This is a genomic window from Citrobacter sp. Ca225, from assembly GCF_030337175.1.
GTDB lineage: Bacteria > Pseudomonadota > Gammaproteobacteria > Enterobacterales > Enterobacteriaceae > Citrobacter_A > Citrobacter_A amalonaticus.
Window position 1 is genome coordinate 271,130 of the sequence record NZ_JAOWCD010000061.1, and the last position, 17,902, is coordinate 289,031.

General features: G+C 52.3%; 14 protein-coding genes, 1 tRNA gene and 1 pseudogene. 8 read left to right on the top strand and 8 right to left on the bottom strand.

Going from position 1 to position 17,902, the window contains the following annotated elements; genetic code table 11:
- Window positions 1-123 precede the first annotated feature (123 nt).
- The 4 genes from ansB to trmB form a co-directional block, all read right to left on the bottom strand.
- A complete protein-coding gene (gene ansB / locus OGW13_RS08010) occupies window positions 124-1,170 on the bottom strand; it encodes an L-asparaginase 2 (RefSeq protein WP_287115860.1) in 1,047 nt (348 codons plus the stop codon).
- 189 nt (window positions 1,171-1,359) lie between these two features.
- The gene (locus OGW13_RS08015) at window positions 1,360-2,079 is read right to left on the bottom strand and encodes a YggN family protein (RefSeq protein WP_042998067.1); all 720 of its coding nucleotides are present in this window, start codon (window positions 2,077-2,079) and stop codon (window positions 1,360-1,362) included.
- A 52-nt stretch (window positions 2,080-2,131) separates the two neighbouring features.
- Window positions 2,132-2,458 (bottom strand): YggL family protein, encoded by a 327-nt coding sequence (locus tag OGW13_RS08020; RefSeq protein WP_044255669.1) that lies wholly within the window; start codon window positions 2,456-2,458, stop codon window positions 2,132-2,134.
- The gene (trmB, locus tag OGW13_RS08025; protein ID WP_042998069.1) at window positions 2,458-3,177 is read right to left on the bottom strand and encodes a tRNA (guanosine(46)-N7)-methyltransferase TrmB; all 720 of its coding nucleotides are present in this window, start codon (window positions 3,175-3,177) and stop codon (window positions 2,458-2,460) included. Before trmB ends, OGW13_RS08020 begins: the two co-directional genes overlap by 1 nt.
- Before the next feature lie 162 nt (window positions 3,178-3,339).
- On the opposite strand from trmB, the gene mutY reads away from it, so the two are divergent.
- The 4 genes from mutY (at window position 3,340) to OGW13_RS08045 (ending at window position 7,321) form a co-directional block, all read left to right on the top strand.
- Complete coding sequence (gene mutY, locus OGW13_RS08030) at window positions 3,340-4,392, top strand: A/G-specific adenine glycosylase (protein ID WP_287115861.1); 1,053 nt, start codon at window positions 3,340-3,342, stop codon at window positions 4,390-4,392.
- Window positions 4,393-4,419: 27 nt separating this feature from the next.
- Entirely contained in the window at window positions 4,420-4,695 is a 276-nt protein-coding gene (locus OGW13_RS08035) for an oxidative damage protection protein (protein WP_042998071.1), read from the top strand.
- Window positions 4,696-4,768: 73 nt separating this feature from the next.
- Entirely contained in the window at window positions 4,769-5,851 is a 1,083-nt protein-coding gene (gene mltC / locus OGW13_RS08040; RefSeq protein WP_287115866.1) for a membrane-bound lytic murein transglycosylase MltC, read from the top strand.
- 213 nt (window positions 5,852-6,064) lie between these two features.
- Window positions 6,065-7,321 (top strand): nucleoside permease, encoded by a 1,257-nt coding sequence (locus OGW13_RS08045; protein ID WP_044255678.1) that lies wholly within the window; start codon window positions 6,065-6,067, stop codon window positions 7,319-7,321.
- A gap of 95 nt (window positions 7,322-7,416) precedes the next feature.
- Here OGW13_RS08045 and OGW13_RS08050 read toward each other — a convergent pair whose 3' ends face one another.
- On the bottom strand, window positions 7,417-9,552 hold the full coding sequence (locus OGW13_RS08050; protein ID WP_044255681.1) for an ornithine decarboxylase: 2,136 nt from the start codon (window positions 9,550-9,552) through the stop codon (window positions 7,417-7,419).
- A 427-nt stretch (window positions 9,553-9,979) separates the two neighbouring features.
- On the opposite strand from OGW13_RS08050, the gene OGW13_RS08055 reads away from it, so the two are divergent.
- The 3 genes from OGW13_RS08055 (at window position 9,980) to OGW13_RS08065 (ending at window position 12,287) form a co-directional block, all read left to right on the top strand.
- Entirely contained in the window at window positions 9,980-10,687 is a 708-nt protein-coding gene (locus OGW13_RS08055) for a DUF554 domain-containing protein (protein WP_042998075.1), read from the top strand.
- Window positions 10,688-10,792: 105 nt separating this feature from the next.
- Window positions 10,793-10,868, top strand: a tRNA-Phe gene (locus OGW13_RS08060).
- A 159-nt stretch (window positions 10,869-11,027) separates the two neighbouring features.
- Window positions 11,028-12,287, top strand: coding sequence for a tyrosine-type recombinase/integrase (locus OGW13_RS08065; RefSeq protein ID WP_109739836.1), 1,260 nt, complete (start codon window positions 11,028-11,030; stop codon window positions 12,285-12,287).
- 688 nt (window positions 12,288-12,975) lie between these two features.
- On the opposite strand, the pseudogene OGW13_RS08070 reads toward OGW13_RS08065, so the two are convergent.
- From OGW13_RS08070 to OGW13_RS08080, 3 genes and pseudogenes are all read right to left on the bottom strand, one after another.
- A pseudogene (locus OGW13_RS08070) lies at window positions 12,976-13,847 on the bottom strand (integrase domain-containing protein).
- 860 nt (window positions 13,848-14,707) lie between these two features.
- Window positions 14,708-14,929 (bottom strand): helix-turn-helix domain-containing protein, encoded by a 222-nt coding sequence (locus OGW13_RS08075; protein WP_109739834.1) that lies wholly within the window; start codon window positions 14,927-14,929, stop codon window positions 14,708-14,710.
- Window positions 14,926-15,387 (bottom strand): hypothetical protein, encoded by a 462-nt coding sequence (locus OGW13_RS08080; protein WP_104445699.1) that lies wholly within the window; start codon window positions 15,385-15,387, stop codon window positions 14,926-14,928. The genes OGW13_RS08075 and OGW13_RS08080 overlap by 4 nt, the downstream gene beginning before the upstream one ends.
- A gap of 438 nt (window positions 15,388-15,825) precedes the next feature.
- Between OGW13_RS08080 and OGW13_RS08085 the strand changes: the two genes are divergently transcribed.
- Complete coding sequence (locus tag OGW13_RS08085; protein ID WP_231912846.1) at window positions 15,826-17,799, top strand: ATP-dependent nuclease; 1,974 nt, start codon at window positions 15,826-15,828, stop codon at window positions 17,797-17,799.
- The last annotated feature ends 103 nt before the right edge of the window (window positions 17,800-17,902 follow it).

Sequence of the window (17,902 nt, forward strand, 5' to 3'; positions counted from 1 at the left end):
CCCGTCCAGAATAATGCTAACCGCCACCATCATAATTAAAATGATCGTTAGCAGATTAATGATTCACTGGTCAGAGAGATATTTCAGAAAACTGCCCCAGCCGCTTGACTGGGGCATCAGCGATTAATACTGATTAAACATCGTCTGGATCTGTTTCGGATCTTTAGTCTGAGTCAGCGCCAGTTGCAGCAGTACGCGTGCCTTCTGTGGGTTCCGAGAACCAGAGGCAACGAAACCGTACTTCGCATCATCGATTTCAGCATCCTGCGTGGTTGAACCAGTCGGTACGCGGGAAGAACGCACTACAACAGTTCCTTTATGCGCTGCGGTTGCCAGCGTATCGAAGACCGTTTTGTACAGGTTGCCGTTACCCACACCAGCGCTCACAATCCCATCATAACCGGCATCCACCAGCGCTTTTGCCGGCAGATCGGAAGCATTCGCGTAGTTATAGACGATACCGACCTTCGGCAGTTCATTCAGCTTAGAAACGTCGAACGGCGTGGAGGTGGTGTGCTTACGCGCAGGCGTACGCTGGTAGTCGATTTTACCGTTATGAATGTAGCCCAGCGGTCCGTAGTTAACGGATTTGAAGGTCGCCACATCGGTGGTGTTGGTTTTGGTCACGTCGCGCCCGTCAAGCACGGTGTCATTCATCACGACCAGCACGCCACGGTTGGCAGAGGCTTTATCCGCCGCTGTCACTACCGCGTTATAGAGGTTGAACGGACCGTCCGCGCTCATTCCGGTAGACGGACGCATTGCGCCAACCAGCACTACCGGCTTGTTGCATTTCACGGTCAGATCGAGGAAGTAAGCGGTCTCTTCCATGGTGTCAGTACCGTGGGTAATCACGAAGCCGTCGGTGCTGTCACACTCGTTATTGATCTTTTTCGCCAGGGTTAACCAGACGTCGTCGTTCATATCCTGCGAACCGATATTGACAACCTGCTCACCCTTAACGTTAGCGATATCCTTAAGTTGAGGAACGGCTTTGACCAGATTCTCTACGCCAACTTTGCCCGCCGTATAGTTAGATTTGGTTGCGGAGTCACCGCCACCGGCAATCGTCCCGCCGGTCGCTAAAATGGTAACGTTCGGTAAGGCGAGTGCTGCACCGCTGAAACCCATTACCAGTGCTGCCAGTGCCGTTTTCCTGAAAAACTCCATGTTATTTCTCCAGTTACGTGAATTTGCCGCATTATCCCAATGCCAGAGCTGAATAATGTGATTTCATCCAATTAACCAGACAAATGTATCTATCAGATTGTTAAATTTAGAGGTGGATATCAAAACGAAGCGGAAAGGCAAAAGAAAATGGCACAGAGGCGATCTGTGCCATTGTTTTATATGAAAAGTTTATTTAAGCGTGCTGACCAGCGCCTTGCGGTTATCTTCCAGCGTCACCACGCGGCTGCAGACATCTTTACCGAACTGCTGGAAATCTTTTTCCTGATTCTTCCATTCGGTCTGGATCGCGGATTGTAATCCGCCGAGACTGCCCAGCACGCCCTGCAGTGGATTTCCACCGCCTTTCAGAACGGCTTTCGCCCCCATCTCGTTGATGCTGTCCTGCAAAATGCCGCCCATCGCCTGATTCACCAGTTGCTGACCGTCGGCACGCACCTGATCGATAGCTTTATAGTGGAAGGTCAGACCGTCGGTACGATGCTCGATAATCCGGTTCATCTGCTCTTTCAACTGGGCATCTAGTTTCGTCAGACGCCCCCGCATGTTACTGCTCTCGCCCACTTCTTTGGCGATAATTTTATCCAGCGCCACGCGCCCTTTTTCGACACGGTTTCTGGCACCTTCATCAATCCACGGCAGCGCGCTGCGCAGTTCGGCCTGGTAATCTTTCGCCTGCTCGCGCTGTGCGGCGCTCAGCGTGTACTGCTTACCGTTGTACATCACATTGCCGTCCGGCGTGATCACCAGGTTGCCGTTTTCACCCTTCACCTGCACCGTTTGCGGGCTCAGAATCACATCGTCACGCGGCGTGACGCTGCACTGGTAGTCTGCATGAGCGGTCATCGCCGTTACAGAAAGGGCTGCCGCCAGCAGCGTTTTGCGCATCATAACTTTCCCTCAAGACAAATCGGGCCAGCAAATGCTGGCCCCGTATGCGTAGTTAGTCCCACCAAACGTCGAAAAGTTCGCTGGTACGCACTTCTTCAAGTTTGTGTTCTTCCAGCCACTTACGCACAATCGACTGATGTTCTTCAGTGCATTTGCCGATTTCCTGCATGCAGATCAGACCTTCCCAGGCCAGATAACCGCTGCCGTCAAAAGCCAGTTTGTTCGGTTCAATAACGTCATTGATAAAGTCATCAACGGTTTTATCAACCTGCTCTTCAGATGTACCTTCCGGGAAACGCCATGCTACCGAAAATCCTAATTCCTGGAATTCGTCGATATGCATTTTTTTACGCAGACGACGGCTACGGTTCTTTGCCATTATTTCACCCTCTCGAACATTAAGTCCCATACGCCATGACCAAGACGATGGCCACGTTGTTCAAATTTGGTTACCGGGCGCGATGGTGGGCGCGGTACGTAATCGTGACTCTCTGACAGGTTTTTATATCCGTCAATGGAGGACATCACTTCAAGCATGTGCTCGGCATAGGCTTCCCAGTCAGTCGCCATGTGGAACACGCCGCCCAGCTTCAGTTTGCTTTTGACCAGCTCGGCAAACGGTACCTGAACGATACGGCGTTTATTATGACGTGCTTTGTGCCACGGGTCAGGGAAAAAGAGCTGAACCATCGTTAAAGAATTGTCAGGAATCATTTTATGCAGCACTTCGACTGCGTCATGGCACATCACACGCAGGTTCTCAACGCCCTCGTCATGGGCCGACGCCAGACATGCGCCCACACCAGGCGAGTGAACTTCAATACCGAGGAAATTTTGCTCCGGACGCGCTTTCGCCATTGCCACCAGTGAGGCGCCCATACCGAAGCCAATCTCCAGCGTAACCGGCGCTTCACGGCCAAACAACGTCGCGAAATCCACCGGCTCTTCGCTGAATTCAACGCCCATCACCGGCCAGTAGTTTTCCAGCGCGTGCTCCTGCCCTTTAGTCAGCCGCCCCTGGCGACGAACAAAACTACGAATCCGGCGCAGTGGACGGCCGTTTTCATCAAATTCCGGTGAGATGACGTCGTTTTTCATAAAAGTTAAGTCTGCTTGTGATTAAGGTCTGAAAACGGGCATTATCCAAAGTTAGTTGCCGGATGCAAGTAAAGGAAGCGCTCACGCTGCGGAAAGTTCCGGTTTACACCCTGTTGCCTCTGTGCTGCAATCTTGCCCCCAACAATAATGAATTCGGTGACCATGCAAGCGTCTCAATTTTCAGCCCAGGTTCTGGACTGGTACGATAAATACGGGCGAAAAACCCTGCCCTGGCAAATTGATAAGACGCCTTACAAAGTATGGCTCTCAGAAGTGATGCTGCAACAGACCCAGGTGACGACGGTCATTCCTTACTTTGAACGGTTTATGGCCCATTTCCCGACGGTGACCGATCTCGCCAACGCGCCGCTGGACGAAGTGCTTCACCTGTGGACGGGGCTCGGTTACTACGCCCGGGCTCGCAATCTGCACAAGGCGGCGCAACAGGTAGCCACGCTGCATAACGGCGTATTCCCTGAAACCTTTGAAGACGTGGCGGCGCTCCCCGGCGTCGGGCGTTCAACCGCCGGCGCCGTGCTGTCACTCTCGTTGGGTCAACCTTTTCCGATTCTTGACGGCAACGTTAAACGTGTGCTGGCGCGCTGCTATGCTGTTAGCGGCTGGCCGGGTAAAAAAGAGGTTGAGAAAAAACTCTGGGATCTTAGCGAGCACGTTACCCCGGTGAAAGGTGTGGAGCGTTTTAACCAGGCGATGATGGATTTAGGCGCGATGGTGTGTACGCGCTCAAAACCGAAATGCTCGCTGTGCCCGTTGCAGAACAGTTGTGTCGCCTGTGCGAATGACAGCTGGTCACTTTACCCTGGCAAGAAACCGAAACAGACGCTGCCTGAGCGGACAGGCTATTTTCTGCTGCTGCAACATCAGGACGAGGTCTTACTGGCACAACGCCCGCCAAGCGGATTGTGGGGTGGGTTATTCTGTTTTCCGCAGTTTACCAGTGAAGAGGAATTACGGGAATGGCTGGCGCAACGGCATGTGAACGCTGATAATTTGACCCAACTTAACGCGTTTCGCCATACCTTCAGCCATTTCCATCTGGATATTGTGCCTATGTGGCTTACTGTGTCTTCATGCGGTTCATGCATGGATGAAGGCAACGCGCTCTGGTATAACTTAGCGCAACCGCCATCTGTTGGCCTGGCGGCTCCAGTGGAGCGTTTATTACAGCAGTTACGTACCGGTGCCCCCGTTTAACGCACCGGACGATGAAGAGGATAAGTTATGAGCAGAACGATTTTTTGCACTTTCCTGCAGCGTGAAGCAGAAGGACAGGATTTCCAGCTGTACCCGGGCGAACTGGGAAAACGCATTTATAACGAGATTTCAAAAGAAGCGTGGGCGCAATGGCAGCACAAGCAGACTATGCTTATCAATGAAAAGAAACTCAATATGATGAACGTCGAGCATCGCAAGCTGCTGGAACAGGAGATGATCAACTTCCTGTTTGAAGGCAAAGACGTGCATATCGAAGGTTATACGCCGGAAGATAAAAAATAAGCACGTTGCCGGATGGCTCAACGCTGTCCGGCAACACCGCACAACGACAAACACAACACGCACTCCCGGAATGATGAAAAAATTTCTCGCGCTTGCCGTTATTGCGCCGTTGCTTATCTCCTGTTCCAGTTCGACCAAAAAAGGCGATTCTTATAATGAAGCCTGGATCAAGGATACCAACGGTTTTGACATTCTGATGGGGCAGTTTGCCCACAACATTGAAAATCTGTGGGGCTATCAAGAAGTGCTGATCGCCGGTCCAAAGGACTACGTGAAGTACACCGATCAGTACCAGACCCGCAGCCATATTAACTTTGACGACGGGACCATTACCGTTGAGACCATCGCCGGGACTGAACCTGCGGCACATTTGCGTCGCGCCATCATTAAAACCTTGCTGATGGGTGATGATCCCACCTCCGTCGACCTCTACTCTGATGTCGATGACATTCAGATCTCCAGAGAGCCGTTCCTGTACGGCCAGGTGCTCGATAACACAGGTCAGCCGATCCGCTGGGAAGGCCGGGCGACGAAATTCGCCGATTACCTGCTGCAAACGCGGATGAAAAGCCGCAGCAACGGGATCCGCATGATTTTCAGCGTGACAATTAACCTGGTGCCGAATCACCTGGATAAACGTGCGCATAAATACCTCGGCATGGTGCGCAAGGCATCCCATAAATATGGCATTGATGAGTCGCTGATTCTGGCGATTATGCAGACGGAGTCATCCTTCAACCCATACGCAGTAAGCCGTTCCGATGCGCTGGGGCTGATGCAGGTGGTTCAGCATACCGCCGGAAAAGACGTTTATCGTTCCCAGGGCCGCTCCGGTATCCCGAGTCGCAGTGAACTGTTCGATCCAGCCAGCAACATAGATACCGGCACCGCCTATCTGGCGATGCTCAACAATGTCTATCTGGGCGGCATCGATAACCCAACGTCACGACGCTATGCGGTGATCACCGCTTACAATGGCGGGGCGGGCAGCGTACTGCGCGTCTTCTCCAGTGATAAAGTGCAGGCCGCGAATATCATCAACAGCATGACGCCAGGGGATGTGTACCAGACGTTAACCACGCGTCACCCCTCTTATGAATCGCGCCGTTATCTGTATAAAGTCAATTCCGCGCAAAAAACCTATCGGCGGAACTGATGCTTCTCTTCCCCGCTCCCGGTAAAACGGCGAGCGGGCGACACAAAAACGTGACAAAAGTCACTTTTTCGCATTGCAAAAAGGTATTGTTTTGCAATTATTTGTCACAGGTAACAAAAAATCACCCATCGTCGTTGATAGAATCACATCATACAGTCACGGCATTTGTGCCAATCGAAACATTCATTCGCCTTCCTGTGTGAGGAAATTAACATGAATCTTAAGCTGCAGCTGAAAATACTCTCCTTTCTGCAGTTCTGCCTGTGGGGAAGTTGGCTGACCACCCTCGGCTCCTATATGTTTGTCACCCTCAAATTTGACGGTGCTTCTATTGGTGCTGTCTATAGCTCGCTGGGGATCGCGGCGGTTCTGATGCCGACCCTGTTGGGGATCGTGGCGGACAAATGGCTCAGTGCAAAGTGGGTTTACGCCATCTGTCACGTGGTGGGTGCAGTGACGCTGTTCATCGCCGCTGAAGTCACGACGCCGGGTGCGATGTTCTTTGTGATCCTGCTTAACTCACTGGCATATATGCCAACGCTTGGGCTTATCAACACCATTTCCTATTACCGCTTGCAGAACGCAGGCATGGACATCGTTACTGACTTCCCGCCGATTCGTATCTGGGGCACCATCGGTTTCATCGCCGCCATGTGGGCCGTGAGCTTCTCCGGTTTCGAACTGAGCCATATGCAGCTGTATATTGGCGCGGCGCTCTCTGTGATGCTGGTGCTGTTTACGTTGACCCTGCCGCACATTCCGGTGGCGAATCAGCAGAAGAATCAAAGCTGGACTTCTATGCTGGGTCTGGATGCCTTCGCGCTGTTTAAAAACAAGCGTATGGCTATCTTCTTCATCTTCTCAATGATGCTCGGCGCAGAACTGCAAATTACCAACATGTTCGGGAACACCTTCCTGCACAGCTTCGACAACAACCCGCTGTTCTCCGGAAGCTTTATCGTTGAGCACGCGTCGGTGATGATGTCGATCTCGCAGATCTCCGAAACCCTGTTCATCCTGACCATTCCGTTCTTCCTCAGCCGTTACGGGATCAAGAACGTCATGCTGATCAGTATCGTGGCGTGGATGTTGCGCTTCGGCTTGTTCGCCTACGGCGACCCGAGCCCGTTTGGTACCGTGCTGCTGGTTCTGTCGATGATTGTTTACGGCTGCGCCTTCGACTTCTTCAACATCTCCGGTTCGGTGTTCGTTGAGAAAGAAGTTCGTCCGGAAATCCGCGCCAGTGCGCAGGGCATGTTCCTGATGATGACCAACGGCTTCGGCTGTATCCTCGGCGGCGTGGTAAGCGGGAAAGTGGTAGAGCATTACACCCTGAACGGCATTACCGACTGGCAGACCGTGTGGCTGATTTTTGCCGGCTACTCACTGGTTCTGGCCTTTGCCTTCGTGGCGCTGTTTAAGTACAAGCACGTTCGCGTCCCGACCGGCACGCAGACCGTCGCACATTAATCTCTCTGCCGGATAAGACGCTTTCGCGTCTTATCCGGCCTACTCCGATACACCTGGCCGGATAAGCGCAAGCGCCATCCGGCATTCTCTTTCGATTATTTCAACACATATCCGTATAACCGTTTAATGCCATCGGCATCGGTTTCACTATAAACGCCCTGCAACTCCGGCGAGAACCCAGGCAGCATATTCACCCCCTCTTCCAGCGCCAGGAAATAACGCTGTACCGCACCGCCCCAGACTTCGCCCGGCACTACGCACAGCACGCCCGGAGGATACGGCAGCGCCCCTTCCGCCGCGATACGGCCTTCAGCATCACGAATGCGCACCAGTTCAACATCACCACGAATAAAGGCGCTGTGGGCATCCTGTGGGTTCAGCGCCACCGTCGGGAAACTCTCCTGACGGAACATCGCTTTTTGCAGATCCTTCACGTCAAAACTGACATACAGATCGTGCATCTCTTGACACAGTTCGCGCAGGGTGTAGTCGCGATAGCGCACCGGATATTTATTGAAGATAGTCGGAAGCACCTGTGCAAGCGGCGTGTCGTCTTCGATATGCTGTTCAAACTGTGCCAGCATCGCCGTTAAATGCGCCATTTTTTCCGGACTCTCGGCGGGCGTCAGCAGGAACAGAATCGAGTTGAGATCGCACTTCTCCGGCACAATACCGTTTTCACGCAGGTAATGGGCCAGAATGGTGGCCGGAATACCAAAATCAGTATAACGTCCGGTCTGCGCATCAATACCCGGCGTGGTGAGCAGCAGCTTGCACGGATCGACAAAATACTGATCGTCGGCATACCCTTCGAAGCCGTGCCATTTTGCGCCCGGCGCAAAGCTGAAGAAACGCCGCTCGCGGGCAATCACCTCGGTGGGATACGACTGCCACGCCTTACCCTCCACAACCGGCGGAATGAACGGCACAAGCAGCTTACAATGGGTCAGGATAGCCTTACGCGCCTCAATCCCCAGCGTCACGCACTCTGCCCACAGACGTCGACCACTCTCCCCTTCGTGGATTTTGGCATTGACATCCAGCGCGGCAAACAGCGGGTAGAACGGACTGGTTGAAGCGTGCAGCATGAACGCATTGTTCAGCCGCTTATGCGGACAGAAACGCGCCTGGCCACGAATGTGATTATCTTTCTTGTGGATCTGCGAGGTCTGTGAGAACCCGGCCTGCTGTTTATGCACCGACTGGGTGACGAAAATACCCGGATCGTTTTCATTCAGCTCCAGCAGCAGCGGCGAGCCGTCGGCCATCATCGGGATAAACTGCTCATAGCCGACCCAGGCAGAGTCAAACAGAATGTAGTCACAAAGATGACCGATTTTGTCGATCACCTGACGGGCATTGTAGATCGTGCCGTCGTAGGTTCCCAACTGGATGATTGCAAGCCTGAAGGGACGCGGCAACTCTGCCTTTTCTGCGGCTATGTCGCGGATCTGTTCGCGCAGATACGCTTCATCAAAGCAGTGTTCATCGATCCCGCCGATAAAACCAAACGGGTTACGAGCAGCCTCCAGATATACCGGAGTCGCCCCCGCCTGAATCAGCGCACCGTGGTGATTCGATTTGTGGTTGTTGCGATCGAACAGCACCAGATCGCCCCGCGTCAGCAGCGCATTGGTGACCACTTTATTCGCCGCTGACGTGCCGTTCAGGACAAAATAGGTTTTATCGGCGTGGAAGACTTTGGCGGCAAACTTTTGCGCATCTTTGGCTGACCCCTCGTGAATCAGCAAATCCCCCAATTTCACGTCGGCATTGCACATGTCGGCACGAAAAACATTTTCACCAAAGAAGTCATAGAAATGACGCCCGGCTGGGTGCTTTTTAAAGAATGCGCCGTGCTGATGTCCCGGACAGGCGAACGTGCTGTTTTTCATTTCCACATACTGCGTCAGCGTGTCGTAAAACGGCGGCAGAAGGTCTTCCTCATACAGGCTGGCGGCAGATTCCAGCTCCAGCCACTCCTGCGCAGTACCGCGAATAACGGCGGTCGCGCCTGCGGGTAGAGCTATGTTCTCTTCGGTGAGAATAAAGACCGGCAGATGAAAGCCCGTGCGTTTGAGTAACGCAAGAATGCCGCTACGGCTATCGGTAACGGTCATGACGACGGCAGCGACATCGGTAAAGTCGGTACTGTCCAGCGCCACAACGCCGCGATGAGTAGATAAACGAGAAACCAGTTCACTACTGGCGGCAATGTTCATTGATTTCATAAGCGCAAAAACCCGTTTCGGGAGAATAAGAGTCCCGGACAAGGCTCATTGCCCTGCCCCACGAGATGTTTAGGTCAAACTGGTCACCAGCTCCGACCGCCAGACATCAGTAAAAGCAGACCGTTTCTGATTTTACTGTTGTCTTGCAGTGAGCATACGTTGCCCTCACCGCATGGTGAGTAAAAGGGAAGGAATAACGAGAAGGGGCAGCCATCGCGCTAACCGGCGATGCGAAAGGCGATGTGAAGGTGTTGCGTTCATCCCATGCGGCCCCGAACAGACTGGAGAAAATTCGCGCAATCATGGCACCTTTAACCAGGAGGGGCAAGATTTAATTCTTATGCACACTTGTTGCGGTTAAACAACACTGTAAATGAGAACCAGGTCATAATAATGCACTTTGACAACATAATGAGCAGGAGCTTACGTGGTAATTGGACCTTTTATTAACGCCAGCGCCGTTTTGGTGGGTGGTGTTATTGGCGCCCTTCTTAGCCAACGTTTGCCGGAACGGATTCGTGTCTCCATGACCTCTATTTTCGGTCTCGCGTCACTTGGCATTGGTATCTTACTGGTGGTCAAATGCGCCAATCTTCCGGTTATGGTGCTGGCAACGCTGGTCGGCGCGCTAATTGGTGAGTTTTGTTATCTGGAAAAGGGGATCAACACCGCCGTCGCCAAAGCGCAGACACTCTTTATGCGGTCGGGTAAAAAGCAGCCCCATGAATCGTTTATCCAGAATTATGTCGCCATCATTGTCCTTTTCTGCGCCAGCGGGACGGGGATTTTTGGGGCTATGCGCGAAGGAATGACCGGTGATCCGAGCATCCTGATTGCTAAATCCTTCCTCGATTTCTTTACCGCCATGATCTTCGCCTGCTCTCTGGGTATCGCCGTGTCGGCTATCGCGGCTCCGATGCTGCTCATCCAGTTTTCACTGGCAACCTGCGCGGCGCTGATATTGCCGCTCACCACCCCCGCAATGATGGCCGATTTCAGTTCGGTCGGGGGATTATTGCTGGTCGCCACTGGTTTACGCATCTGCGGGATTAAGATGTTTGCCGTGGTCAATATGCTCCCGGCGCTGCTCCTCGCCATGCCGCTTTCCGCCGCCTGGACCGCGTATTTCGCTTGAGAATGCGTGCAATAACAGCAAAGTGGTGATAGATTGTGCAGTCTGCGTTGAATTGAAGAAATTTCGTTGACGAAACGAGGCGGATCGGTTTTAATGCGCCCCGTTGCCCGGATAGCTCAGTCGGTAGAGCAGGGGATTGAAAATCCCCGTGTCCTTGGTTCGATTCCGAGTCCGGGCACCACCTTTCCTTTTTTATGCTTCCCTATGAATTCCCATATGTATGTAATTCAATAAGTTAGCGTAAAAATCTTTCCAGATGCGTTTTGATTTATCCCTACGTATCCGGAAAATTAGGGGTCAGATTGAGGGTTCATTCAGTTCGATGAACGGAGAGACCCTCATGTTGACTGACAGCAAGATCCGCGCCGCGAAACCCCTCGCAAAATCCTATAAGCTCACTGATGCACAAGGTCTGTACCTGACGGTATCCACCAGTGGCTCTAAGCTATGGTATTTCCGCTACCGTTTTGAAGGTAAGGAAAACCGTCTGGCCTTTGGCCCCTATCCGCAGGTTACGCTGGCAGAAGCCCGCGAAAAGCGCGATGCGGCGCGTAAGCTGCTGGTATCAGGCATTTGCCCTTCCCTGCCCCGCAAGGCGGAAAAAGCCGCCGTTGACGGCACTCACACCTTTCAGTACATCGCCACTGCATGGCACACCAGTTGCCTGAAACTCTGGTCGGCTGACCACGCCGATAAAATCCTCACCTGCCTGAAGCGCTACGTCTTTCCTGATATTGGCGCAATGGACATTGCAGAGGTTGAAACCCGCCATCTGGCGCAACTGGTTAAGACTATCGATGATAAAGGCGTGCATGACGTTGCCGGGCGGGTGCGCCAGCATCTGACCAAAATCATGCGTCACGCCGTACAGCAGGGAACGATTAAATATAATCCGGCTTACGATCTGGATGGCGTCGTGACCCCGGTTGTGACCCAACATCACCCCGCCCTGCCCCTGAAACGCCTGCCGGAGTTGCTGGACAAGATTAATGGCTACAAGGGGCGGGAACTGACCCGTCTGGCGCTGGAGCTGAATCTGCACGTTTTCCTGCGCTCCAGTGAGCTGCGCCTCGCCCGCTGGGATGAGTTCAACCTGAAAGCCCATATCTGGACGGTGCCTGCACAGCGGGAAGCGGTTAAGGGCGTGAGATTTTCATCGCGTGGCGCAAAGATGAAGGATGAGCATCTGGTGCCGTTATCCGCGCAGGCTGTCGCCCTGCTGGAGCAGATAAAGGAAATTACCGGAGATTCCGTTTTCGTGTTTGCAGGTGCGCACTCGATGAACAAGCCGATGAGTGAAAACACCATCAACAAGGCGCTGCGCGTGATTGGCTATGACACTAAAACCGAAGTGTGCGGTCATGGTTTCAGAACGATGGCCTGTAGCGCGCTGAACGAGTCCGCGCTGTGGTCGAAGGATGCCATCGAACGCCAGATGAGCCACAAGGAGCGCAACGGCGTGCGGGCGGCGTATGTGCATAAGGCGGAGCATCTGGAAGCGCGTATGGAGATGATGCAGTGGTGGTCGGATTATCTGGACGTGAGCCGCGAGGGCTACGTTGCGCCGTATATTTATGCGCGGCGGCACAAGGCGGCCTGACCCAGCGACAATATAATTTGTTTATAATGAAAAAGCAGATCCTGATTGAATCCGGATCTGCTTTTTGTATCGAAAGATTTTGTCTGCACCAGTTCAGTGTCATCGTTTACCTGCACCAGTCCGCCGTCGCCTGCCTGTGTCAGGACTGCGCCAGATATTATCGGATAAGCATCAAACTGCGCCAGTGTTAAGGCCCTTTTAGCCCTTTGGCCTTTTCCGGTCTGGCGCTGTTACCCTTAACCCCCCTTTACCTTTATCTAGCCTTTTTCCTTTTGCTGGCGCAATCATCAGAAAAATACCGTAATGCTGCACCAGAAGCCTATTAATAGGCTACACCGTTCGTAAGCACCGTTATTAAGAGGAAACCGTACAAAAAATTTCTACGTAGAAATTTTTTCGGTGGATAACGATGAATAAAGGATATTTTATAATGTGATGCCTATCAAAAATCGACCGCCAAAGCATAACCAATTGATTTATCATGAACAGTCATAAATTTAATAGTTAATAATTATTGTTCCTGTCAGTATTGATAGGAAAGCGTACAAAAAATTTTGGCCCCAAAATTTTTTGTACGAAAACCGATTAATACCCCAGAGATTAATAGGAAATCACCCCAAATTATTTGGGGGCAAATAATTTTGCACGAAAACCGATGAATAACTCGATCTTTTCAAGGTAGCGGCTATCAGTCAGTATCCCTTCGCCCGTAAACCTGCGCCACATACCGCCCGCGCCCGTCGCCGTGGCCCAAATCTATCGCCGTCATCGCCAGCGCTTCTTTATCACAAAATCCCTGCGCCAGATAATGACGGATCGCATCCTGCGCCCACGCATAGCGCAACGAGTGCGGGGAATATGTGCCAGTTAATCCGAAACGTGACGCCTGACTGTGCCAGTATTTCATCGCGCTTTTCAGGTCCGGCTTATCTATCAGCCTGCCGTGGCGATCTTCTGCCACGGCCAGCGCATTATCCAGCGCTTTCCTGACAGCGACAGCATCAAGAATAATCGTCTCACGGGGTCGCCCGCCTTTGCGGTTAAGCGAGTGTCACCACGATCCAGCGCCTGCTGCCACGTTTTCAGCGACTGTACACTCTGCACCGCCTCCTGCGAACGTAATCCCATCAGCCTTGAGAGTTCCAGCGCTGCCGCCAGCCACGGATCTTTTACGCGGGCCGTCTCCAGCACGTCACGATAGTGCTCCGACGTGATAGCCAGCTTCGTACCGTTGCGGGATGCGCCAGACAGACCAAGAGAACGGTTGTTCAGCCGCTCACTCTGCGCCAGCCTGTCACGCCCCGCCTGTTTCAGAATGCAGCGCACCGCTGCCATCTCATTTTGCAGGGAACGCTTTGTAATGCCCTGCGCCAGCCGTTCACGGATATAACCTTCTATATGTCGCGCCTTAAGCTGCTCCAACCGGCGGATCTGCACATTCTGCGCCAGTACCAGACGTTCACAGAACCGCTGCGCCAGCTTAATGCGATCGTGAACGGTCTTGTGGCTACCGCCTGCCTGCTGCGCAAGCCGTTTCATTTCCTGCTCCAGTATTCCCATACATTCCCCTTTTCATGAATGCCGCAAACTCATTCCCCAAAAATCCAACACTGATACAGCTTTCCCCGGCGCACTGGCCGATAGCCCCTGTTTTTTTGTCGGGGCTGCGAACGATACCTGAGCGCCGGGGCGGCAGCCGTTGAGGTGTGGTGGGGCTTCGGTTGTGCTCTCAGAGCAGCCGCCCGCTTGCGCGGGTTATCCCCCGGATCGTCCAGATCCGCCTCCGGTATTGGTTCATGTTCTCCTTATGCGTAAAATGGCCTGAAAAGGCGGAGTCAGAATCCAGCCATAAGCTGGCGCAGTTGAGTTGTCTGGTGCAGGTCGAAAGGGCTGCGTGCGTCACTTTCCCGCTCTGCGCGGTTAAAGTGACGCACGGGTCTGGTGCAACGTCTGAAAATTTATCGTCTGGTGCAGTTTTACGGTCACACGGCAGCAAAGCCTGTCGGCAATGCAGGCCGCAGGCCGTGAAGCAAAAGGCGCTGAGGGTGTCAGCAGATACAGGTTAGCCGGGAAAATTCCGGCGCGGTACAGATTCAGACCAGCAGACTGGCGCAGTAAAGGATGTATCGTGTTAAAACTCAGGCCTCCGTCGCGATGCTCTGCGACCCGGTGTTTGCAGAGGTCTGCACCGGTAAACGGCTCAACCGTCCTGATAACAGGCGCTTCTTTCAGGTTGCGAAGCGTTGGACGCTGTCAACGACAGCATGGAGCAGGAGGGAGACTATGCCAGTACCGATGGTGCAGAAAGGAAAAACTGTTTTTGCGTTAAAAAGGATTTTTGCGAGTCTGGACTGCCGCGCTTCGCTTGTCATCTCCCGATCTTCTGACAGCAAAGCCATCAGAAGATCGGGAGAGACGATTTAGCCATTTTCAGGCTTGCGGTAGCGGGAAGGCCAGATTTGCTCTGGTGCAATATCTAACGCTTCGGCGATCAATCTCTCACCTTTGGGCCACTGCCTTATCAGCGCGTTTGCCAGCGTGGAGGACGCCAGCCCGGCCTGACGGGACAGCGCCGCCAGCGAAGTGCCCCGTTTTCTCAGCCCGGCGATAATGTCGGCGGAGTACCAGTCCTGCTGCATCATGCTGTCACCTCCTCGATAAACTTCACGCCATCGGTGGTACGTATCCAGCGCGGAGCCTTAAGTTCAGCGGCAAAGCACCAGACCAGCTCACACAATAATCCTGTCAGCGTCTGTTCCATTTTCGGCAGTAACGCCCGCCCCGTCAGAAGCTGCGCCAGCGTGAGTGAGTAGTCACAAAGTAATTCGGAACCGGGTTCAAAGCAGGTGGAGCTGGCGGGAAGGGTATCGGTGGTCAGGCTTTCTATCAAGTGGGGCGGAATGGGCTCGTTCAGCGTGGGACGCAGCAGCGCAAGACAGGCGGCAAGCCGTCCGTAAAGCGCCAGCCGTAGCGCCGGATCATCGCTTTCAATGAGGGTGTCGGCGAAGTTTTCGCAGTGGCTGGCCAGTACGGTGAAATCCGTGGCGGCGTTGAAGGGAACGGAAAGTAACGGGTGTGTTTGAGTGGGGATCGTAGCCATAGTGGCAGCCTCCTGTAACGTTTTATATTTCCGCCACCGGAGAGGTCAATCTCACGGGTGGCAGAACCGGACGGGGTTGACCTTACCGGCGTTACAGGGAACCGGCGCGTCTTGCGACGCCCCCGCCCGGCCCGCCATAGAGGTGTAGCCGTGCGCACGACATAAAAAAAGACGCGGGCGCGTCGTATGTCGCCTGTAACAGTTTTCAGGAGGTCAAGCCCGGCACCTGAATTTGCAGGTACGGATAAAAGATACCGCGATTAGCGGTTAACAGCAAGCGAGGTTATGGAAGACAGATCGCAAATAGAAAAAACTGTCTTTAAATTGTACGGCCATCTCAAAATAGATAATTATCAATAAATTAGCGTGGCATCAAATTATGCTTCTCAATTCGTTATTAACATAAACCGCCTTTGCATGTTAATAATCCCGGAGTAAATGATGTCTGTAGAAAACCGTTCGAAGCTGCTTCGTATGACCATCCGCAACATTGGATGTATAGGAAATGAAGGTATCGATATTGCGCTTGATAATATTGTTTGTCTGGTAGGAAAAAACAATGCCGGTAAGTCTACTGTTCTCAGAGCCTATGAGTTAGCCAAAGGAAGCGTGCCATTTGATCCCGCGCATGATCGACACCAACACGCTCAACCGGATCAGCCTTCTGAAGTACTTCTCGAAGTACATATTCCTCGAGGCATTGGCAACGTTGATGAAAAATGGAAACAGGAAAGAGATGGACTTCTTGTTGTAAAAAGCCGCTGGCAATGGTGCGCACCTGATTTTCAGAAAGTCCGTACTACCTGGGCTCCGAACGGAGACGATGGACAGGGCTGCTGGGCGGAGGATGGCAAAGCAGGCGGTGCCGATCCGGTATTTGGTTCCCGGCTTCCCAGACCGCTACGGATTGGTTCACTTGAAGATGCAGCGAAAACAGAAGAACTGTTACTTAAACTTGCTCTGTCACCTCTGTTCACAGAACTGGAAAAAGCCCGGAGTAATCCAAAATCCGATCTGGCAAAAGCGATTGAGAGTGTTTCCTCCAGTATGAATGCTCTCAGCGAGCAGCATCAGGAACATTTCAATGGTATTGCGGGTAAGATCTCGACGGGATTCAAAAGTATTTTTCCCCGACTGGATGTTAGCCTTAACGTGTGTGCGGCACCGCTTGTTCCAAAAGTTGACGAACTTATTAAAAATGGTTCGAGTTTAAGAATTTCGGATGGAAGAGCTGATACCGATTTGGTTCAGCAGGGAACAGGGGCTCGCAGAGCGTTATTCTGGGCAATGCTTCAGGTCCATAATGAGCTTAATCGCGATAAAGAGGTACGCGGCGACTATCGCAAACGCCTTGAAAAAGATATTACCGAGCTTTCGAAAAAAGTAGCGAAACCCACCAAAAAAGATGATCCGGAACAGCTGGCAGAGTATTTAGCACAGGCCAAAGCGTTACTGGATGCCCACGACAGTGGCGCACCAATCCCGGACAGCCCGGAAGATCCTGCCTTTCCCGGCTACCTGCTATTAATCGATGAACCAGAAAATGCTTTACACCCTATGGCTGCCCGAGCAGCTCAGCGTCATTTATACCAACTGGCAAAAAACCCGGACTGGCAGGTCATTCTGACTACCCATTCGCCTTATTTTATCAATCCGTTTGAAGACCACACCACTATTGTGCGTTTAGACCGGGAAAGAGATGATGACCAGTCCCCGGTAACGCCGAGAACCTATCGCTCAGATCTGATTGAATTTGAAGGCGATGATAAACAAAGGCTTCAAGCGTTACAGCATATCGATCCCAGCTTTTCTGAGGTCTTTTTTGGTTCACACCCTGTACTGGTTGAAGGCGATACGGAACATGCTGCATTTATGGCGTCCATCATAGAACGCAATCATGCGCTAATGGATCAGGTTGCTATCATCCGCGCTCGGGGAAAAGCCATACTGGTGCCGCTGATAAAAGTACTTACGCATTTCAAAATTGATTTCAGTCTGGTGCATGACGCCGATTCTCCGCTGAACTCAAAAGGAAATAGAAATGGTATGTGGACAGAAAACGAAAAAATCAAAAATGCCATCCGACAGGCCAGAAGTGAAGGACTTACGGTTCGCCACCGCGTCAGTGTGCCTGATTTTGAACGTTTTCTGGATGGAGACGAAGCGTCGAAAGATAAGCCACTAAATGCTTATCTGCAAATCACTCAGGACGAAGGCCTGGCTACTGGTGTTCAGGATTTATTGACCGCACTTATTTCTTCCGAACAGCACTCCCCTTTTGAAACAGTCAGAGATACCAGTCACTACATGCAACAATTGCTGGAGCAGGTTATTAGCTGGGCAGAGCAGCACGGTAAACAAGAGGATCCCAGATTCAGACGCAATGCGGAACCACTAAACGCTGAGGTCTGATACAGAAACCGACAGGGTCGTTCTTCATAGCGACTCTGTCATTAATTATACTAATGTAGACATGTTTTTGCTGACATCAATATGCTTGTATACCTTGATAGAT

Excerpts from the sequence above, each read along its gene's own strand:
- OGW13_RS08015 (WP_042998067.1), bottom strand. The coding sequence starts at position 2,079 with ATGATGCGCAAAACGCTGCTGGCGGCAGCCCTTTCTGTAACGGCGATG.
- trmB (WP_042998069.1), bottom strand. The coding sequence starts at position 3,177 with ATGAAAAACGACGTCATCTCACCGGAATTTGATGAAAACGGCCGTCCA.
- OGW13_RS08045 (WP_044255678.1), top strand. The coding sequence starts at position 6,065 with ATGAATCTTAAGCTGCAGCTGAAAATACTCTCCTTTCTGCAGTTCTGC.
- OGW13_RS08085 (WP_231912846.1), top strand. The coding sequence starts at position 15,826 with ATGATGTCTGTAGAAAACCGTTCGAAGCTGCTTCGTATGACCATCCGC.
- mltC (WP_287115866.1), top strand. The coding sequence starts at position 4,769 with ATGAAAAAATTTCTCGCGCTTGCCGTTATTGCGCCGTTGCTTATCTCC.
- OGW13_RS08020 (WP_044255669.1), bottom strand. The coding sequence starts at position 2,458 with ATGGCAAAGAACCGTAGCCGTCGTCTGCGTAAAAAAATGCATATCGAC.
- OGW13_RS08035 (WP_042998071.1), top strand. The coding sequence starts at position 4,420 with ATGAGCAGAACGATTTTTTGCACTTTCCTGCAGCGTGAAGCAGAAGGA.
- OGW13_RS08050 (WP_044255681.1), bottom strand. The coding sequence starts at position 9,552 with ATGAAATCAATGAACATTGCCGCCAGTAGTGAACTGGTTTCTCGTTTA.
- ansB (WP_287115860.1), bottom strand. The coding sequence starts at position 1,170 with ATGGAGTTTTTCAGGAAAACGGCACTGGCAGCACTGGTAATGGGTTTC.
- OGW13_RS08080 (WP_104445699.1), bottom strand. The coding sequence starts at position 15,387 with ATGGCTACGATCCCCACTCAAACACACCCGTTACTTTCCGTTCCCTTC.
- OGW13_RS08075 (WP_109739834.1), bottom strand. The coding sequence starts at position 14,929 with ATGATGCAGCAGGACTGGTACTCCGCCGACATTATCGCCGGGCTGAGA.
- mutY (WP_287115861.1), top strand. The coding sequence starts at position 3,340 with ATGCAAGCGTCTCAATTTTCAGCCCAGGTTCTGGACTGGTACGATAAA.
- OGW13_RS08065 (WP_109739836.1), top strand. The coding sequence starts at position 11,028 with ATGTTGACTGACAGCAAGATCCGCGCCGCGAAACCCCTCGCAAAATCC.